The organism is Apilactobacillus sp. EABW-1NA, from assembly GCF_030398685.1.
Lineage (GTDB): Bacteria > Bacillota > Bacilli > Lactobacillales > Lactobacillaceae > Apilactobacillus > Apilactobacillus waqarii.
Genome location: NZ_JAPDKO010000012.1, coordinates 22,185 through 37,157, shown reverse-complemented (window position 1 = coordinate 37,157; position 14,973 = coordinate 22,185). Strand labels below are relative to the sequence as shown.

17 protein-coding genes are annotated in these 14,973 nt (G+C 37.9%); 14 read left to right on the top strand and 3 right to left on the bottom strand.

The annotated features are described in order from the left end of the window. The first annotated feature begins 22 nt into the window (after positions 1-22). From OEZ61_RS04695 to OEZ61_RS04655, 9 genes are all read left to right on the top strand, one after another. The gene (locus OEZ61_RS04695; RefSeq protein ID WP_053791499.1) at positions 23-790 is read left to right on the top strand and encodes a TatD family hydrolase; all 768 of its coding nucleotides are present in this window, start codon (positions 23-25) and stop codon (positions 788-790) included. Beyond that, positions 790-1,341, top strand: a complete 552-nt coding sequence (rnmV, locus tag OEZ61_RS04690; RefSeq protein ID WP_034532461.1) for a ribonuclease M5 — start codon at positions 790-792, stop codon at positions 1,339-1,341. Before OEZ61_RS04695 ends, rnmV begins: the two co-directional genes overlap by 1 nt. A gap of 3 nt (positions 1,342-1,344) precedes the next feature. Beyond that, complete coding sequence (gene rsmA, locus OEZ61_RS04685; RefSeq protein ID WP_034532462.1) at positions 1,345-2,232, top strand: 16S rRNA (adenine(1518)-N(6)/adenine(1519)-N(6))-dimethyltransferase RsmA; 888 nt, start codon at positions 1,345-1,347, stop codon at positions 2,230-2,232. An 89-nt stretch (positions 2,233-2,321) separates the two neighbouring features. After that, positions 2,322-2,573, top strand: a complete 252-nt coding sequence (locus OEZ61_RS04680) for a Veg family protein (RefSeq protein WP_290047049.1) — start codon at positions 2,322-2,324, stop codon at positions 2,571-2,573. Positions 2,574-2,706: 133 nt separating this feature from the next. After that, positions 2,707-3,555, top strand: a complete 849-nt coding sequence (gene ispE, locus OEZ61_RS04675; protein ID WP_034534399.1) for a 4-(cytidine 5'-diphospho)-2-C-methyl-D-erythritol kinase — start codon at positions 2,707-2,709, stop codon at positions 3,553-3,555. A gap of 120 nt (positions 3,556-3,675) precedes the next feature. Further along, positions 3,676-4,521 carry a pur operon repressor gene (gene purR / locus OEZ61_RS04670; RefSeq protein ID WP_034532465.1) on the top strand — a complete coding sequence of 282 codons (846 nt, stop codon included), beginning with the start codon at positions 3,676-3,678 and terminating at the stop codon, positions 4,519-4,521. Then, on the top strand, positions 4,521-5,894 hold the full coding sequence (gene glmU / locus OEZ61_RS04665) for a bifunctional UDP-N-acetylglucosamine diphosphorylase/glucosamine-1-phosphate N-acetyltransferase GlmU (protein WP_034534398.1): 1,374 nt from the start codon (positions 4,521-4,523) through the stop codon (positions 5,892-5,894). The genes purR and glmU overlap by 1 nt, the downstream gene beginning before the upstream one ends. A 133-nt stretch (positions 5,895-6,027) precedes the next feature. After that, a complete protein-coding gene (locus OEZ61_RS04660; protein ID WP_034532467.1) occupies positions 6,028-7,008 on the top strand; it encodes a ribose-phosphate diphosphokinase in 981 nt (326 codons plus the stop codon). Then, on the top strand, positions 7,008-7,358 hold the full coding sequence (locus tag OEZ61_RS04655) for a DUF3899 domain-containing protein (protein WP_041152436.1): 351 nt from the start codon (positions 7,008-7,010) through the stop codon (positions 7,356-7,358). Before OEZ61_RS04660 ends, OEZ61_RS04655 begins: the two co-directional genes overlap by 1 nt. A gap of 47 nt (positions 7,359-7,405) precedes the next feature. Here OEZ61_RS04655 and yidA read toward each other — a convergent pair whose 3' ends face one another. After that, positions 7,406-8,218 (bottom strand): sugar-phosphatase, encoded by an 813-nt coding sequence (yidA, locus tag OEZ61_RS04650; RefSeq protein WP_290047048.1) that lies wholly within the window; start codon positions 8,216-8,218, stop codon positions 7,406-7,408. A gap of 13 nt (positions 8,219-8,231) precedes the next feature. Continuing rightward, a complete protein-coding gene (locus tag OEZ61_RS04645) occupies positions 8,232-9,578 on the bottom strand; it encodes an HD domain-containing protein (RefSeq protein WP_250232949.1) in 1,347 nt (448 codons plus the stop codon). Positions 9,579-9,741: 163 nt separating this feature from the next. On the opposite strand from OEZ61_RS04645, the gene OEZ61_RS04640 reads away from it, so the two are divergent. From OEZ61_RS04640 to OEZ61_RS04620, 5 genes are all read left to right on the top strand, one after another. Further along, complete coding sequence (locus OEZ61_RS04640) at positions 9,742-10,182, top strand: DUF1934 domain-containing protein (RefSeq protein ID WP_051592206.1); 441 nt, start codon at positions 9,742-9,744, stop codon at positions 10,180-10,182. Between the two features lie 43 nt (positions 10,183-10,225). Next, positions 10,226-10,807 carry a DNA-directed RNA polymerase subunit delta gene (gene rpoE, locus OEZ61_RS04635; protein ID WP_034532470.1) on the top strand — a complete coding sequence of 194 codons (582 nt, stop codon included), beginning with the start codon at positions 10,226-10,228 and terminating at the stop codon, positions 10,805-10,807. A 188-nt stretch (positions 10,808-10,995) separates the two neighbouring features. Next, entirely contained in the window at positions 10,996-12,612 is a 1,617-nt protein-coding gene (locus OEZ61_RS04630) for a CTP synthase (RefSeq protein WP_034532471.1), read from the top strand. A gap of 162 nt (positions 12,613-12,774) precedes the next feature. Beyond that, positions 12,775-14,049 carry a UDP-N-acetylglucosamine 1-carboxyvinyltransferase gene (locus tag OEZ61_RS04625; RefSeq protein ID WP_290047047.1) on the top strand — a complete coding sequence of 425 codons (1,275 nt, stop codon included), beginning with the start codon at positions 12,775-12,777 and terminating at the stop codon, positions 14,047-14,049. Positions 14,050-14,151: 102 nt separating this feature from the next. Next, positions 14,152-14,397, top strand: a complete 246-nt coding sequence (locus tag OEZ61_RS04620; RefSeq protein WP_034534394.1) for a type B 50S ribosomal protein L31 — start codon at positions 14,152-14,154, stop codon at positions 14,395-14,397. 39 nt (positions 14,398-14,436) lie between these two features. On the opposite strand, the gene OEZ61_RS04615 is transcribed toward OEZ61_RS04620, so the two are convergent. Further along, positions 14,437-14,898, bottom strand: coding sequence for a low molecular weight protein-tyrosine-phosphatase (locus OEZ61_RS04615; protein WP_034534392.1), 462 nt, complete (start codon positions 14,896-14,898; stop codon positions 14,437-14,439). Positions 14,899-14,973 lie beyond the last annotated feature (75 nt).

Below are 14,973 nucleotides of genomic sequence, written 5' to 3'. Positions count from 1 at the left end.
TTTTACGATAGGAGCAAATATAATGCAAATTTTCGATTCACATACGCATTTAAACGATGATGCTTTTAGAGGACAAGTACCAGAATACATTGAACACGCCAAAAAGCTGGGTGTTACCAAGATGGCAATTGTTGGATCAAACCGTCAAATGAACGAAGAGGCGATTGAATTAGCGCATCAATACGACAACCTATACGCAATCGTTGGTTTTCATCCAGAAGACGCGTTGAACTATAACGATGAAGAAGAAGCCATTCTATACAAGCAACTACAGGATGACAAGGTGGTTGCATTAGGTGAAATTGGTCTTGATTACAATCAGAGTACCGCACCTAAGAAGGCCCAATTCAACGTGTTCAAACGCCAAATCGATATTGCTCAAGAACTAGGAATGCCTATTTCTGTGCATAACCGTGATGCCTTTGAAGACACATACGCCATCTTAAAGGAAAAAGGTGTTAACAACGGTATCATTCATAGTTTCAATGGAGACGCTGAATGGTTAAACAAGATTATGGACTTAGGGATGTACGTCTCATACTCTGGTGTTGCCAGTTTCAAAAAGACCAAGGAAATCCATGATTCCGTTTCAAAGACACCAATCGATCGAATGCTAGTGGAAACAGATGCGCCTTATTTAGCACCTGAACCATTACGTGGTCACCAAAATGAACCCGGTTATACTCTATACACCGTCGAAGCGGTTGCTCGTTTTAGAGATACAACCCCAGATAAGATTGCCGATGCAACTTATCAAAACGCACTACGAATTTTCGGATTGGATGAATAATGGAAAAAATCAAAGAAGTAATCGTGGTAGAAGGCCGCGACGATACCAAGAGAATTAAAATGGCGGTCGACTGTGATACCATTGAAACCAGGGGATCAGCAATTGATGACAAGACACTTGCGTTGATTAAGAAACTAGACAAGCAACGTGGGGTAATCGTCTTCACTGACCCAGACTTTTCTGGTGAACGCATCAGAAAGATTATTACTCAAGAGGTACCCAACGCTAAACATGCGTTTGTCGACCGTAAGAAGTCGGTACCAACAAAGAGTGATGGTTCACTGGGTGTTGAACACGCCAGCGTCGAAACCATCAGAGAGGCGTTAAAAAACGTCTATACTGCAGATACTAATCACGAGAGTGAAATATCAGTTGCTGATTTAAATGCTGCAAGAGTCATTAATGATTCTGAGGCCAAGATTAGACGCACTCAACTATGCAATGAACTAAAGATTGGATACGTTAATGGGAAACAACTATTGAAACGACTATCTATGTTTGGAATTACTAAAGAACAATTTAACGAAGCACTAAGTCATATTAAGGAGTAAACAATGCCAAATAATCCAGAAATCGCTAGCCCAGCTAGAACACAAGCAATCTTAAATCGTTTCCACTTATCAGCTAAGAAGAGTTTAGGTCAAAACTTCCTAACTGATTTAAACGTTTTAACTAAGATTGTTGATGCTGCGCATTTAACAGATACAGACAATGTCATCGAAATTGGACCAGGTATCGGTGGTTTAACCGAATTCCTAGCTCGCAGTTCAAAACGTGTTTTAGCGTTTGAAATTGACCAAAATTTATTGCCTGTATTGGATGAAACACTTAGTCCTTATGATAATGTCGAAGTGATTAACCAAGACATTCTACAAGCTAATTTACCCGCTATTATCGAAGAAAAGTTCAACAACGAACGTCCGATTAAGGTTGTTGCCAACTTACCTTACTACATCACAACTCCAATCATTTTGGATCTATTGAAGGGAAATGCTGAATTCGACAACATTACCGTTATGATGCAAAAAGAAGTTGCTCAACGCCTAGAAGCTAAACCAGGTAGCAAGGATTACGGTTCACTATCAGTGATTATCCAATACCTAAATGATGTGAAACTAGCGTTTGAGGTATCAAGAAAATCATTTATCCCGGCACCAAATGTTGATTCAGCAATCGTAACTTTGGAAAGAAAAGAAACCATTGAAAACGAAGTCTTCGATGAAAAGACATTTGCTAGTTTTGTAAGGGGATGCTTTGCTCACCGTAGAAAGACTCTATGGAATAACCTCCAAGGATTGTTCGGTAAGGACGCCGAAACCAAGGAAAAGGTCCAAGGTGTCTTAGATGAATTCGACATTCAACCAAGCATTCGTCCTGAAAAACTAACCGTTGATCAATACGTCGATTTAACGAATAAATTCCATTCAATAAAATTGGTATAATATTATTTGATTATTAAAAAACACTGTGATATAATTTTGATTTTTAATATTTTTCGTGGTATAATAAACCTACTAGAGAGGTGAATATTATGCCAACCAGTTTGACTGACATTAAGAGCCACTTGGACACTCGCCTAGGCGAAAAAGTTGTTGTAACTGTTCAAGTAGGAAGAAACAAAACATTAGAACGACATGGGATGCTAGCCGAAACATTCCCTGCAGTGTTTGTTGTTGAGTTAGAGGAAGATGAAAATCTTAAGAGAGTATCCTACAGCTACACTGATATTCTAACCAAGAACATCGAAATGGATTTTACCGACGAAGTAAGTGAAGAAGATTAAAACTGAGAGCTAATAATGTTTATTAGCTCTTTTTATTTTGCACTTTTGACAAAATCCGAAAGTTTCACTGACTTTTCATTTTAACTTTAGTATAATGTTATTAAATAATTTAGTTAAATTGGGGGTGTGATACTTGAGAACCGTAGAGAAAGCATGCGCCAAACTTAACCTAGGCTTGGATACGCCGTATCGTCACAAAGACGGCAAAATTGAGTGGAATATGATAATGACCTCGATTGAATTATCTGATTACGTCGAGATTGTTACCGAAAAGGGAAACGGGATTTCCGTTCACTGTAATCGTGTGTTTTTACCGCAAGATCATCGCAACTTAGCATATCAAGCAGCATTTCTACTTAAAAAGAAATTTGGAATCCAACAAAAAGTGGATATCCATATCAGAAAGAATATTCCTGTTGCTGCCGGAATGGGTGGAGGATCATCTGATGCTGCGGCTGTTATTCGAGGCCTGAATCGTCTCTGGGACCTACATATGACCGATCAAGAAATGGCAACATTTGGATTGCAACTTGATTCAGACGTTCCTTATTGTGTATACAGTCAGACTGCGATGGTAACCGGTAAGGGTGATAACATTGAGTTAATGCCAAAACTGCCAAAGATGTATTTCGTAATTGTGAAACCAAAAGTTAGTGTTTCGACACCGGAAATCTTAAACAAGATTGATTATGATAAACTAGAACATGTCAATGTTAATGAATTGGCAGCAGCGGTTGAGACACAAGACTATGATCAAATCGTTTCTCACATGGGAAATGTCTTGGAGCCATTGTCTTCAAAGCATCACAGTGAGATTAAAAAGATTAAAGAGAAGTTCGAGAAATACGGTGCTGACAGTGCCCAAATGAGTGGAACTGGACCGACTGTCTTTGGAATTTGTAGGACAGAAAACCAAGCAAAACACATTTTTAACAGCATTCGTGGTTTCTGTTCTGAGGTCTATATTGTAAGACCTGTCTAAAAATATCCGTTTAGGTGAAAACTTAAACGGATATTTTTTGATTATTTAGATTAAAAAGTATCTTAAACCCGAACATTATGATAAAATTTAGATGTAGTTTTTACTTAATGAGGTGAAAGAATGAAAGCAAAGCGTAGTGCGCGTCTAGTAGATATGACTCGCTACTTAATGGAGAATCCTAATACGGTAGTACCATTGACTTTTTTTGCAAATCGTTATGATTCTGCTAAGTCATCTATTAGTGAAGACCTAACCATTTTACGAAAAACATTTATGGAAACAGGAACTGGTGTATTGGAAACCATTCCCGGTGCCGCTGGTGGAAGTATGTTCATGCCCGGCATTCAAAAACAAGAAGCTAGTCAATTTATTGACGAAGTTCAATCAGCATTAGCTGACAATTCAAGAGTTTTACCTGGTGGATACGTATATATGAACGACCTACTTAACCGTCCATCAATTTTGAGACAAATTGGTCGAATTATTGCGACATTATACAGTGACAAGAAGATTGATGCTGTATTAACTGTTGCCACTAAGGGGATTCCGGTTGCACAAAGTGTTGCAACCTTATTAAACGTTCCATTCGTGATTGCTAGACATGATTCTAGAATTACCGATGGTTCAACTATTAGTGTGAACTATATTTCGGGTTCTCAAAAGAGAATCGAAAAGATGGTTCTATCAAAACGTAGTTTACCTGCTAATTCCAACGTCTTAATCGTAGATGATTTCCTACGTGGTGGGGGATCAGCCGATGGACTATGTAGTTTAATCAAAGAATTCGATAGTGAAGTTGCCGGAATTGCATTCGTTGCTGAACGTGACTACGAAGGTCAACGTAAGATTAGCGAAGACGATTACACTTCATTATTCAAGATTGATACTAATAACGGTGATATTAAAGTTGACCTAGGTAACTTTACCTACGATAACTTCAGTGACATCACCAAGGAGGAAGAATAATGACGACTAGAAATACAATTATTTTAGCTGCCGGTAAAGGTACGCGAATGAAGTCAAAACTATACAAAGTTTTGCATCAAGTTTGTGGTCGTACAATGGTTGATTGTGTATTAACACAAGTTGAAAAAATTCATATGGATAACATTGTTACTGTTGTTGGTTTTGGTGCGGAAGACGTTAAAACTCAACTAGGTGACAGAAGCCAATATGCATTACAAGAAAAACAACTAGGAACTGGGGATGCAGTTAAAAAGACCGCTGACATTCTGGAAGACGTTGATGGATCAACAATGGTTGTTAGTGGAGACACTCCATTATTTACAGCTGAAACTTTTGATCACTTGTTTACTCAACACGAAGAAAGTGGTGCAGTTGCAACAGTACTAACTTCAAAAGCACCTAACCCATTTGGTTATGGTCGTGTTGTTAGAGATGACAAGGGTAACGTTAACAAGATTGTTGAACAAAAAGATGCCTCAGTTGCCGAACAAAACATCGATGAAATTAATACCGGTGTTTACGTTTTCGACAACCATGAATTATTCGAAGCTCTAAAGAAGGTTAAAAACGATAACGCGCAAGGCGAATACTACCTACCAGATGTTATTGGTATCTTCAAAGAAGAAGGTAAGAACGTTGGTGCTTACCAAATGAAAGACTTTGATGAATCAATGGGTGTAAACGATCGGATTGCACTTTCAAAGGCTAATCAAGTGATGCAACAACGCATTAATGAATACCACATGTCAAACGGTGTTACTATGCCAAATCCAAATGACACATACATTGACTTTGGCGTTGAAATTGGTCAAGACACAATCGTCGAACCTGGTGTTCACATCAGTGGTCATACTAAGATTGGTAGTGACTGTAAGATTGGTGCTAACTCAGAAATCAGAGACTGCATCATTCACGACAACGTGACTGTGACATCATCATTACTTGAAGAATCAGAAATGATGGAAGGATCAAACATTGGACCATACTCACATCTTCGCCCAGAAGCTAAGATTGGTGAAAACGTTCACCTTGGAAACTTCGTCGAAGTTAAAAAGGCCCAAATTGATGAAGGTACTAAGGTAGGTCACTTAACTTACGTTGGTAACGCTCATCTAGGCAAGAACATCAACGTTGGTTGTGGTGTTATCTTTGCTAACTACGATGGTAAGAACAAGCACAATACCGAAGTGGGTGACAACTCATTTATCGGAAGCAATGCTAACTTGATTGCGCCATTACACATTGATGACCACACATTTATTGCTGCTGGTTCAACTATTACAGACGATGTAAAACAATACGATATGGCGATTGCTAGACAACGTCAAACCAACAAACCAGGATATTTCAAAAAGCTTCCATATGCTGATTAAGAGATAATCCAATGATATTTTATTTATTATTTGTATAATTTTTGAATGAAAAATTATCAATTATAGTGTAAAATTAACTGTGAATTAAGAATATAGTTACGAATTATAGAATTTATTGTTAGGTGGAGGACTTATGGCTGAAAGATATTCTGATCCTAAATTGAAGATTTTCGCTTTAAACTCTAACATTCCTTTGGCAGAAAAAATTGCTGATCGTGTTGGTGTTGATTTAGGTGAAACATCCGTTGACAGATTTAGCGATGGCGAAATTAGAATTAACATTGAAGAAAGTATCCGTGGGGATAACTGTTATATCATTCAATCTACATCAGCTCCCGTTAATGATAATTTAATGGAATTAATGATTATGATTGATGCTCTTAGACGTGCAAGTGCTAAGACAATTAATGTGGTAATCCCATATTATGGTTACGCTAGACAAGACCGTAAGGCTCGTTCTAGAGAACCAATTACAGCAAAGCTAGTTGCTAACATGCTAGAAACTGCTGGAATTGACCGTGTAGTTGCATTGGACTTACATGCTGCGCAAATCCAAGGTTTCTTCGATGTTCCAGTTGATCACATGATGGGTGCACCATTATTAGCTGATCACTTTATTAACCACGGCTGGGACTCAAACGCAGTCGTAGTTTCACCTGACCATGGTGGTGTAGTTCGTGCCCGTGCATTGGCCGAATTCCTAAAGGCACCAATTGCCATTATCGACAAGCGTCGTCCTAAGGCAAACGTTGCTGAAATCATGAACATCATTGGTGATGTTAAAGGTAAGTCATGTTTGATGGTTGATGACATGATTGATACTGCTGGTACTATCACTTTAGGTGCTCAAGCATTGATGGATGCTGGAGCTAAAGAAGTATACGCATGTTGTACACACCCTGTATTATCAGGTCCTGCAATTGATCGTATCCAACAATCACCAATCAAGAAGCTAGTTGTTACTGATACAATTCGCTTACCAAAAGAAAAGCAAATTGATAAGATTGAACAAATCTCAGTTGCTCCATTAATCGGTGACGCAATTAAGCGTATTAACGAAGATCGTGCCGTTAGTCCATTATTCAGCAACCGTTTCAGAAGTAACGCAGAATAATGAATAAACCAAAAAGATTAGGACTGCTAATAGCGTTAGTTGGAATCGTCGTTGCTTTAATAGCAATGGTGTTTAAAGTTAGTGCTATTACGATTAGTAACTATCTATTCTTGATAGGGTTACTATTCACAGTCATTGGCTTGATTGGAGTATTATCCAAGGGACATCTTTTCACTGGATGGCGTATTTTTCACCGTAAGGGTGATGATGAACGTTTTGAAAACGAAAAGATTCCGGCCAATAAAATTGGTGGCATTAAGAATGCAAAAATTATGGTACGTCCATTTGCACAGTTAACGTTGATAATTGGAATTATCTGGATTGCATTTGCAATCATTATCACACTATAAAAAAAGAACTCACTTCATTGAAGTGAGTTCTTTTTGTTTATGATTAATTATTTTAAAGCAAAGTTTCGAATGGCGTATGCAACACCGTTTTCTTTGTTTGTCTTAGTAATCTTGTTGGCAACTTTCTTTAAGTCGTCAGCAGCATTACCCATAGCAACACCAGTGCCGGCGTAGGTAACCATGCTAATGTCGTTACCTTGATCACCGATTGCCATTACGTTTTCAGCGGTGAAGCCTAAACGAGTAGCAAGCTTACTTAAAGCAGCACCCTTTGAAGCTTTTTGGTTAACGAATTCTAAAAATACTGGTTCACTTCTAACCATTGTTAAGTGGTCTAAGAAACTTTCTGGGATATTTGGAATAGCCTTATCAATAATATCTGGATCAGCGATTAGCATTGCCTTAACAATTTCAGTTTCATCAGTGATTTCTTGTGGTTCGCGAACACGAATTGGCATTCTTACAAGGTAACTTTCAGCCACACTGTAAGGACTTAGGTCACGGTTAGTGGTGTAGATGTAGTCGGTAGTTTCGATTTGGAAGTTAGTGTTTAACTTGTGACTTAGTTTTTCTAGTCCAACGAAGTCGTTGTAATCTAAATCAAACTTTTCAATGATGTTAGCGTCTGCATCTTGCACTTGCGCTCCGTTGAAAGTAATGGCGTATTCGTCGTTACCAGAAATGTTTAGTTTCTTTAGGTATGGTTTAACACCAGTTAAAGGACGACCGGTACATAGAACTACTTTGATGCCATTGTTTCTTGCTTCAGTAACAGCATCGATTGTTTCTTGAGATAAAATGTTTTCTTCGTTTAAAAGGGTACCATCGATATCAATGGCGATTAATTTGATTTCACTCATGGAGAAATCCTCCTTACTTAATTAATTCATCGTTTTTAATGTGTTTTTGAAACTCTTGATAAACTGGTTCGAATAAATCGATGTCACTATCCTTAGATAACATTTCCTTAGGGAAGAAGAAGCGTTCATCCCCCAAGTGCTTACCGGTAACGGCGCTAACTAATTGAGAAATCTTGGATAGTTCAATCATTGTACCATCGTTTCTTCTAAGTTCAATTTGCGTAGCATGATGCTTTTTGTTTGGATCATAAGCATCGTATGGTAAATCAAAGCTGTTGTTAACGGCGGTGTAGTAACTGGTTTCGAAACCAGCTTCTCGAATCCATTTTTGCATGGTTGGAATCAATGATTCAGTTTCATTATTGTATTCTACAGATTTAAGTGGCTTTCTGTTAATAAAACGATCAGCTAAATCAGATAGAATCTTGTCATCTGAATCAATCCAGTTAATGAAGTATGTGTTTAAGACCCCGTCATCTAGTTTCAAATAGTCATCTATAGTAAAGTCATTCTTGAAGAATGGCATTAATAGGTGTGGAGTTAGACTGTCGTTTTTATCTAATTGACCGGCTAGTTCCTTGGCTCTTTGAAGAAGGTGACTTAGGATAACTTCCATCGAACGTGATACTGGATGGAAATACACTTGCATGTACATTTGCAAACGAGAGATGATGTAGTCTTCGACGGCATGCATCCCGTTGATTTCAAAACAGATACCACCTTCGTAAGGTCTCATCACACGTAAGATTCTGGTTAAGTCAAAGTTACCGTAGTTGGCGCCGGTGTTGTAGGCATCCCTTAGTAGGTAATCCATTCTATCGGCGTCGCATTGACTAGAAATCATTTGAACCACTTGTTGGTTTGGATAAGTGTGGTCGATTACACTAGCGACTTCTTTTGGAAAACTAGGACTAATCTTACTCAACACTTGGTTAACCTCTGTCTTTTCAGAGGTGATGATTTCTTGGGTGATTGCTTCATGGTTAGTACCAAAGATGTGTTCAAAGGTATGTGAGTAGGCACCGTGTCCGATGTCATGAAGCAATGCTGCACATAGTGCAACTAATCTTTGAGAATCATCCCAAAGGCCATCGCCGGCGACTTTACTAGGATAGTTTCTAAGGAAACCATCACAGATGCGGCGGGTAATTTCGTACACTCCTAAACTGTGGGTAAATCTTGAATGTTCTGCACCATGGAATGTGTATGACGCAGGTCCTAATTGTTTAATTCGTCTTAATCGTTGAAATTCTTTAGTATTAATCAAGTCTAAAATTACTTGGTGTTGTACGTAAATGTAGTTAAGAACCGGATCTCGAAAAACCTTTTCTCGAGGTAGTAGTTTTTCTTGGTATTCCAAATTCTTACCTCCTTACTATTTGTATATAAGTTATTTATGCTTATTATAACAAAGTTTTAAATGAAATAATTAATTTTCCGACCATTAATTAATGCATTTATGGACATGTCCGTATATAATATTAGTTTGTGATATATGAAATGAGGGAAGGTGAGTCAGTGTGATGGATAAAAATGAAAATGCTCAAAAGGTTGTTGTGAACTTAAAGACAACTATTTTCCAAGATGCAGAGCGCGAAGACTTTATATTTGAAGAAGTGGGTAGCCTGGTTCAAATGAACAACGGCCTATACCTTCGCTTCACCGAACATCAAGATAATCAAGCAGTAGCAAACGTTACTTTGAAAATTACCGATGAACATGTTCAATTAACTCGCCAAGCCAATGGTGGACATCACTCTAGAATGATTTTTGATGAAAACAAAGATCACGACACAATTTACCAAACTGAGTATGGTCCAATAAAAATTTTGGTCAAAACAAAAGAGTTAAACTACGATTATAATGAAGATATAATGAATGGTAAGCTTGGGATTGACTATGAATTACATTCTGGCGGAATGATTGTAGGAGAATACAATCTTACATTGCAATTTTCTGCTTAAAAAGGTATGATATTAATAGTATTTTGAAAGGACGTGCACCGATTTGAAATTACAAGCCTTAGAAGGTAAAGACAAAAAAGAATTATCAATGGTCGAAGTTGCTCACGCAATTCTTTCTGAACGTGGGGAAGTAATGGCCTTTGCTGATATCGCCAACGAAATCCAAAAATACTTGGGTGATTCTGATGAAGAAATTCGTAAACGATTGGTACAGTTCTACACAGATATGAACGTTGATGGTAGTTTTATTTCTTTAGGTGATAATCTTTGGGGACTAAGAACTTGGTATCCATATGATTCAATCGATGAAGCTACAGTTCATCCTGAAGACGAAGATATCGATCGTCCTAGAAAGAAAAAGCGTCGTAAGGTTAACGCATTCTTAGCTGATGCTTCTGACGATGATGACGTTATCGATTACGATGATGATGATCCAGAAGACCAAGACGACGAATTTGAAGATGCCGATGAAGGTGTCGACGAAACCGACAAGTATCACAAAGATTTAGATGAAATTGACGAAGAGAACGATGTTGACGACGATAACATCCCTGATGGTATCGAAGGCGAATTGTCAGAATTACACGATGATGACGATGACATCGACGATGATTCTAAAGATTAATTTTTCCTAGAAATAATAATTATATTTCTTGACTATAAACCTAGAACAATGTAATATTATTTTTGGGCTCCTTACAAAAGAGTTTGTAAGGACAATTGATCGATTATAGTAATCAATGACTCCCTATTCTCAATGAATAGGGAGTTTTTAATTTTTACCCTAATAGATTTTATGAGGAGTTTTTTCACATGACTAAATATGTTTTTGTTACTGGTGGGGTTGTTTCTTCACTAGGAAAAGGAATTGTTTCTGCATCACTAGGACGTTTATTAAAAAACCGTGGAATCAACATTACTATTCAAAAGTTTGATCCATACGTTAACGTCGACCCAGGTACTATGAGCCCATACCAACACGGTGAAGTGTTTGTTACTAATGATGGTACTGAAACTGACCTTGATTTAGGTCACTATGAACGTTTCATTGATAATGACTTAAATAAATACTCAAATGTAACTACTGGTAAAATTTATTCAGAAGTATTGAGAAAAGAACGCCGCGGTGACTACTTGGGTGCAACTGTTCAAGTTATTCCTCATATCACTGGTATGATTAAAGAAAAAATCATGCGTGCAGCTAAGGTATCAAACGCTGATATCGTAATTACTGAAATTGGTGGTACTGTTGGTGATATCGAATCACTACCATTCCTAGAAGCTATTCGTCAAATGAAGAGCGAAGTAGGGGATGAAAATGTATTCTACATCCACACCACTTTAATTCCTTACTTACGTGCTGCTGGCGAAATGAAGACTAAGCCAACACAACACTCAGTTAAAGAACTACGTGGTTTAGGTATCCAACCAAACCTATTAGTTGTTAGAACTGAACAAGACGTTACTGATGCAATGAAGAGAAAGATTGCTCTATTCTGTGACGTTAAGCCAGAAGCTGTTGTTGAATCAAAAGATGCTCCAACACTTTACACTGTTCCATTGATGCTAGAAGCTCAAGGTATGGATCAACAAGTTGTTGACCACTTTGGTATGGATGCTCCTAAGGCTGACATGACTGAATGGAAGGCACTAGAACAAAAAGTACAAAACTTAAAGAATGTTGTTAACATTACTTTAGTTGGTAAATACGTAAAACTAAAGGATGCTTACATTTCAATTACTGAATCATTACGTCATGCTGGTTACCCAGTTGATGCAAAGATTAACCTAAAGATGTTAAATTCAGAACTAGTTACTGAAGATAACGTTGAAGAATTACTTGGCGATGCTGACGGTATTATCGTTCCTGGTGGTTTCGGTGACCGTGGTATCGAAGGTATGATTACTGCAGTTAAGTACGCTCGTGAAAACGACGTGCCTTACCTAGGTGTATGTTTAGGTATGCAAATTGCAAGTATCGAATTTGCTCGTGATGTATTAGGTTACAAAGATGCTAACACTACTGAAATTGACCCAGAAACTCCACACAAGATCATTGACTTAATGGCTGACCAAGCTGATATCGATGGTATGGGTGGTACTCAACGTCTAGGTGCTTACCCATGTAAGCTAAAACCTGGTACTGTAACTGCTGCAGCTTACGGTAACAAGGCTGAAATTTCAGAACGTCACAGACACCGTTACGAATACAACAACGAATACAGAGAAGAAATGGAAGCTCACGGTCTAGTTATTGCCGGTACTTCTCCAGATGATCACTTGGTAGAAGTTGTTGAAATTCCTACTAACAAGTTCTTCGTTGCTGCTCAATACCACCCAGAATTCCTATCACGTCCAACTAGACCTGAAGGATTATTCAAGGCATTCGTTGCAGCTGCACACGAACAACATGAAGAAAACAACAAATAATATGTTTTACAGAAAAGGCCAGGAAATTTTCCGGCCTTTTTTTGTTGATTTTATTAAATGTATGTTTAATTTAGCCTAAACTATTGTATTTTTAATATTTATTATTTAATATTGTTATTGTTCACTATTATTTAGTGAAACTGTAAGCGAGGAATTTAAACAATGAATAAAATGATAATAAAGGGCGGCCATCGTTTATCTGGTAACGTGACCATTGGTGGAGCTAAAAATAGTACTGTTGCATTAATTCCAGCAGCTATTCTAGCCGACACACCAGTGCAATTCGACATGGTGCCAAACATCTTAGATGTACACAATCTAATGGTGATTTTGGAATCAATGAATGTCTCATCAGATTTTGCCGATGGAATATTAAACGTCGACCCAACAACAATAAATGAAAGTGCCTTACCAAGTAAGGCAATTAAAAGTTTAAGAGCATCATACTACTTCATGGGAGCACTATTAGGACGCTTTGGTCGTGCTAAGATTACTTTCCCTGGTGGAGATAACATCGGTCCTAGACCAATTGACCAACACATCAAGGCTTTCGAAGCAATGGGAGCAAATGTTGAAAATGATGGGGATGAAATCATCATCACAACCGACGAAGATGGTTTACACGGAGCACAAATCTTTTTAGATGTTGTTTCAGTGGGGGCAACCATCAATGCTATTTTAGCTGCCGTTAAAGCTAAGGGTTCAACTGTCATCAGAAATGCTGCCAAGGAACCAGAAATTATTGATGTCGTTACATTCTTGAATAACATGGGTGCCAAGATTAGGGGAGCTGGTACAGATGTGATTAGAATCGAAGGGGTTGAATCACTTCGTGCCAAGAACACTCACATCATTATCCCTGACAGAATCGAAGCAGGCACATACCTATCAATGGCTGCAGCCTACGGTGACGGTGTGAAAATTCAAAACGTGATTCCAGAACATTTGGAATCATTCATTGCTAAGTTACAAGAAATGGGTATTGATCTACAAATTAATGAAGATAGTATCTACGTTCCAAAGACTGAAGAACTTAAGAACATCGAAATTAAGACAATGCCATATCCAGGATTTGCCACTGATTTACAACAACCAATTACGCCACTACTACTAATGGCTGCTGGTGATAGTACAATCATTGACACTATTTATCCAAAGAGAACCAAGCACATCTCCGAACTAAAAAAGATGGGTGCCAAGATTAGATATGATGAAGGTAACGGTACCATCATCGTAAGTCATACTGACGCACTTGTTGGTTCAAAGATTGAAGCAGGGGAAATCCGTGCCGGAGCATCAGAAATGATTGCCGGTTTAATGGCACAAGGAACCACTGTGATTGATAACGCAGACAACATTTTACGAGGCTATGACAACATTATTGATAAGCTAACTAATCTAAATGCTGTCGTTGAATTAGTTAACGACGAAAGTTAATTTTCATGTTGAATTAACTTCTATTTAGTGTTACTATAATCAAGTCGACTAAACGATAATCTCTGAATCAACATATGATACAGGGCAAAGGAGCGATTTATAATGAAACAAGGAATTCATCCAGAATACCACCAAGTGGTATTCCAAGATACAAGTACTGGTTTTAAATTCATGGCTGGTTCAACTATGAACTCAGCTGAAACTATCACTATGGATGATGGTAATGAATACCCATTAGTACGTCTTGAAATTTCTTCAGATTCTCATCCATTCTACACTGGCCGTGAAAAGTTCACTCAAGCCGATGGTGCTGTGGATCGTTTCAACAAGAAATACGGTTTCAAGTAAAGATAAAAAAGACATATCCGTTTCGGATATGTCTTTTTTTTACATATTTAACACATAGTCAATCCATTTTGGCATCGCTTCGTTAATTTGATCAAAGGTTAAATCAAAGTTACCGGTATACCAAGGATCTGCGATTTCTTTACCCTGCATTCCATCGATAACATCTAAGCAAAGATGAATCTTGTGGGCTTGGTCTTTAGGAGCCCAGTGAAGCAGGTTGTTCATGTTTTCGTAATCCATTCCAATGATTAAATCATATTTTTGGAAATCAGATGATTCGATTTGTCTTGAATGTTGACCTGCATAGCTAATTTGTTTTTGGTCCAACAATTTACGAACTTCTGGGTGTGGCGGATTACCGATTTCTTCGGTACTTGTCGCAGCAGAATCAACCGCGATTTCACTTTCCAATCCACGCTCTTTTACGATCTTGCTAAAAATGGCCTGAGCCATTGCAGAACGACAAACGTTTCCATGGCACACAAATAAGACTTTTTTCAAAGTAGTCACGTCCCCATTAATTATTATCCATTAAACATATTAACAGTGTTTTGACAATTAGTTAATAGTTTTTAT

Excerpts from the sequence above, each read along its gene's own strand:
- rsmA (WP_034532462.1), top strand. The coding sequence starts at position 1,345 with ATGCCAAATAATCCAGAAATCGCTAGCCCAGCTAGAACACAAGCAATC.
- OEZ61_RS04640 (WP_051592206.1), top strand. The coding sequence starts at position 9,742 with ATGGATAAAAATGAAAATGCTCAAAAGGTTGTTGTGAACTTAAAGACA.
- OEZ61_RS04660 (WP_034532467.1), top strand. The coding sequence starts at position 6,028 with ATGGCTGAAAGATATTCTGATCCTAAATTGAAGATTTTCGCTTTAAAC.
- rnmV (WP_034532461.1), top strand. The coding sequence starts at position 790 with ATGGAAAAAATCAAAGAAGTAATCGTGGTAGAAGGCCGCGACGATACC.
- glmU (WP_034534398.1), top strand. The coding sequence starts at position 4,521 with ATGACGACTAGAAATACAATTATTTTAGCTGCCGGTAAAGGTACGCGA.
- OEZ61_RS04680 (WP_290047049.1), top strand. The coding sequence starts at position 2,322 with ATGCCAACCAGTTTGACTGACATTAAGAGCCACTTGGACACTCGCCTA.
- OEZ61_RS04695 (WP_053791499.1), top strand. The coding sequence starts at position 23 with ATGCAAATTTTCGATTCACATACGCATTTAAACGATGATGCTTTTAGA.
- OEZ61_RS04655 (WP_041152436.1), top strand. The coding sequence starts at position 7,008 with ATGAATAAACCAAAAAGATTAGGACTGCTAATAGCGTTAGTTGGAATC.
- OEZ61_RS04620 (WP_034534394.1), top strand. The coding sequence starts at position 14,152 with ATGAAACAAGGAATTCATCCAGAATACCACCAAGTGGTATTCCAAGAT.
- OEZ61_RS04630 (WP_034532471.1), top strand. The coding sequence starts at position 10,996 with ATGACTAAATATGTTTTTGTTACTGGTGGGGTTGTTTCTTCACTAGGA.
- yidA (WP_290047048.1), bottom strand. The coding sequence starts at position 8,218 with ATGAGTGAAATCAAATTAATCGCCATTGATATCGATGGTACCCTTTTA.
- OEZ61_RS04625 (WP_290047047.1), top strand. The coding sequence starts at position 12,775 with ATGAATAAAATGATAATAAAGGGCGGCCATCGTTTATCTGGTAACGTG.
- purR (WP_034532465.1), top strand. The coding sequence starts at position 3,676 with ATGAAAGCAAAGCGTAGTGCGCGTCTAGTAGATATGACTCGCTACTTA.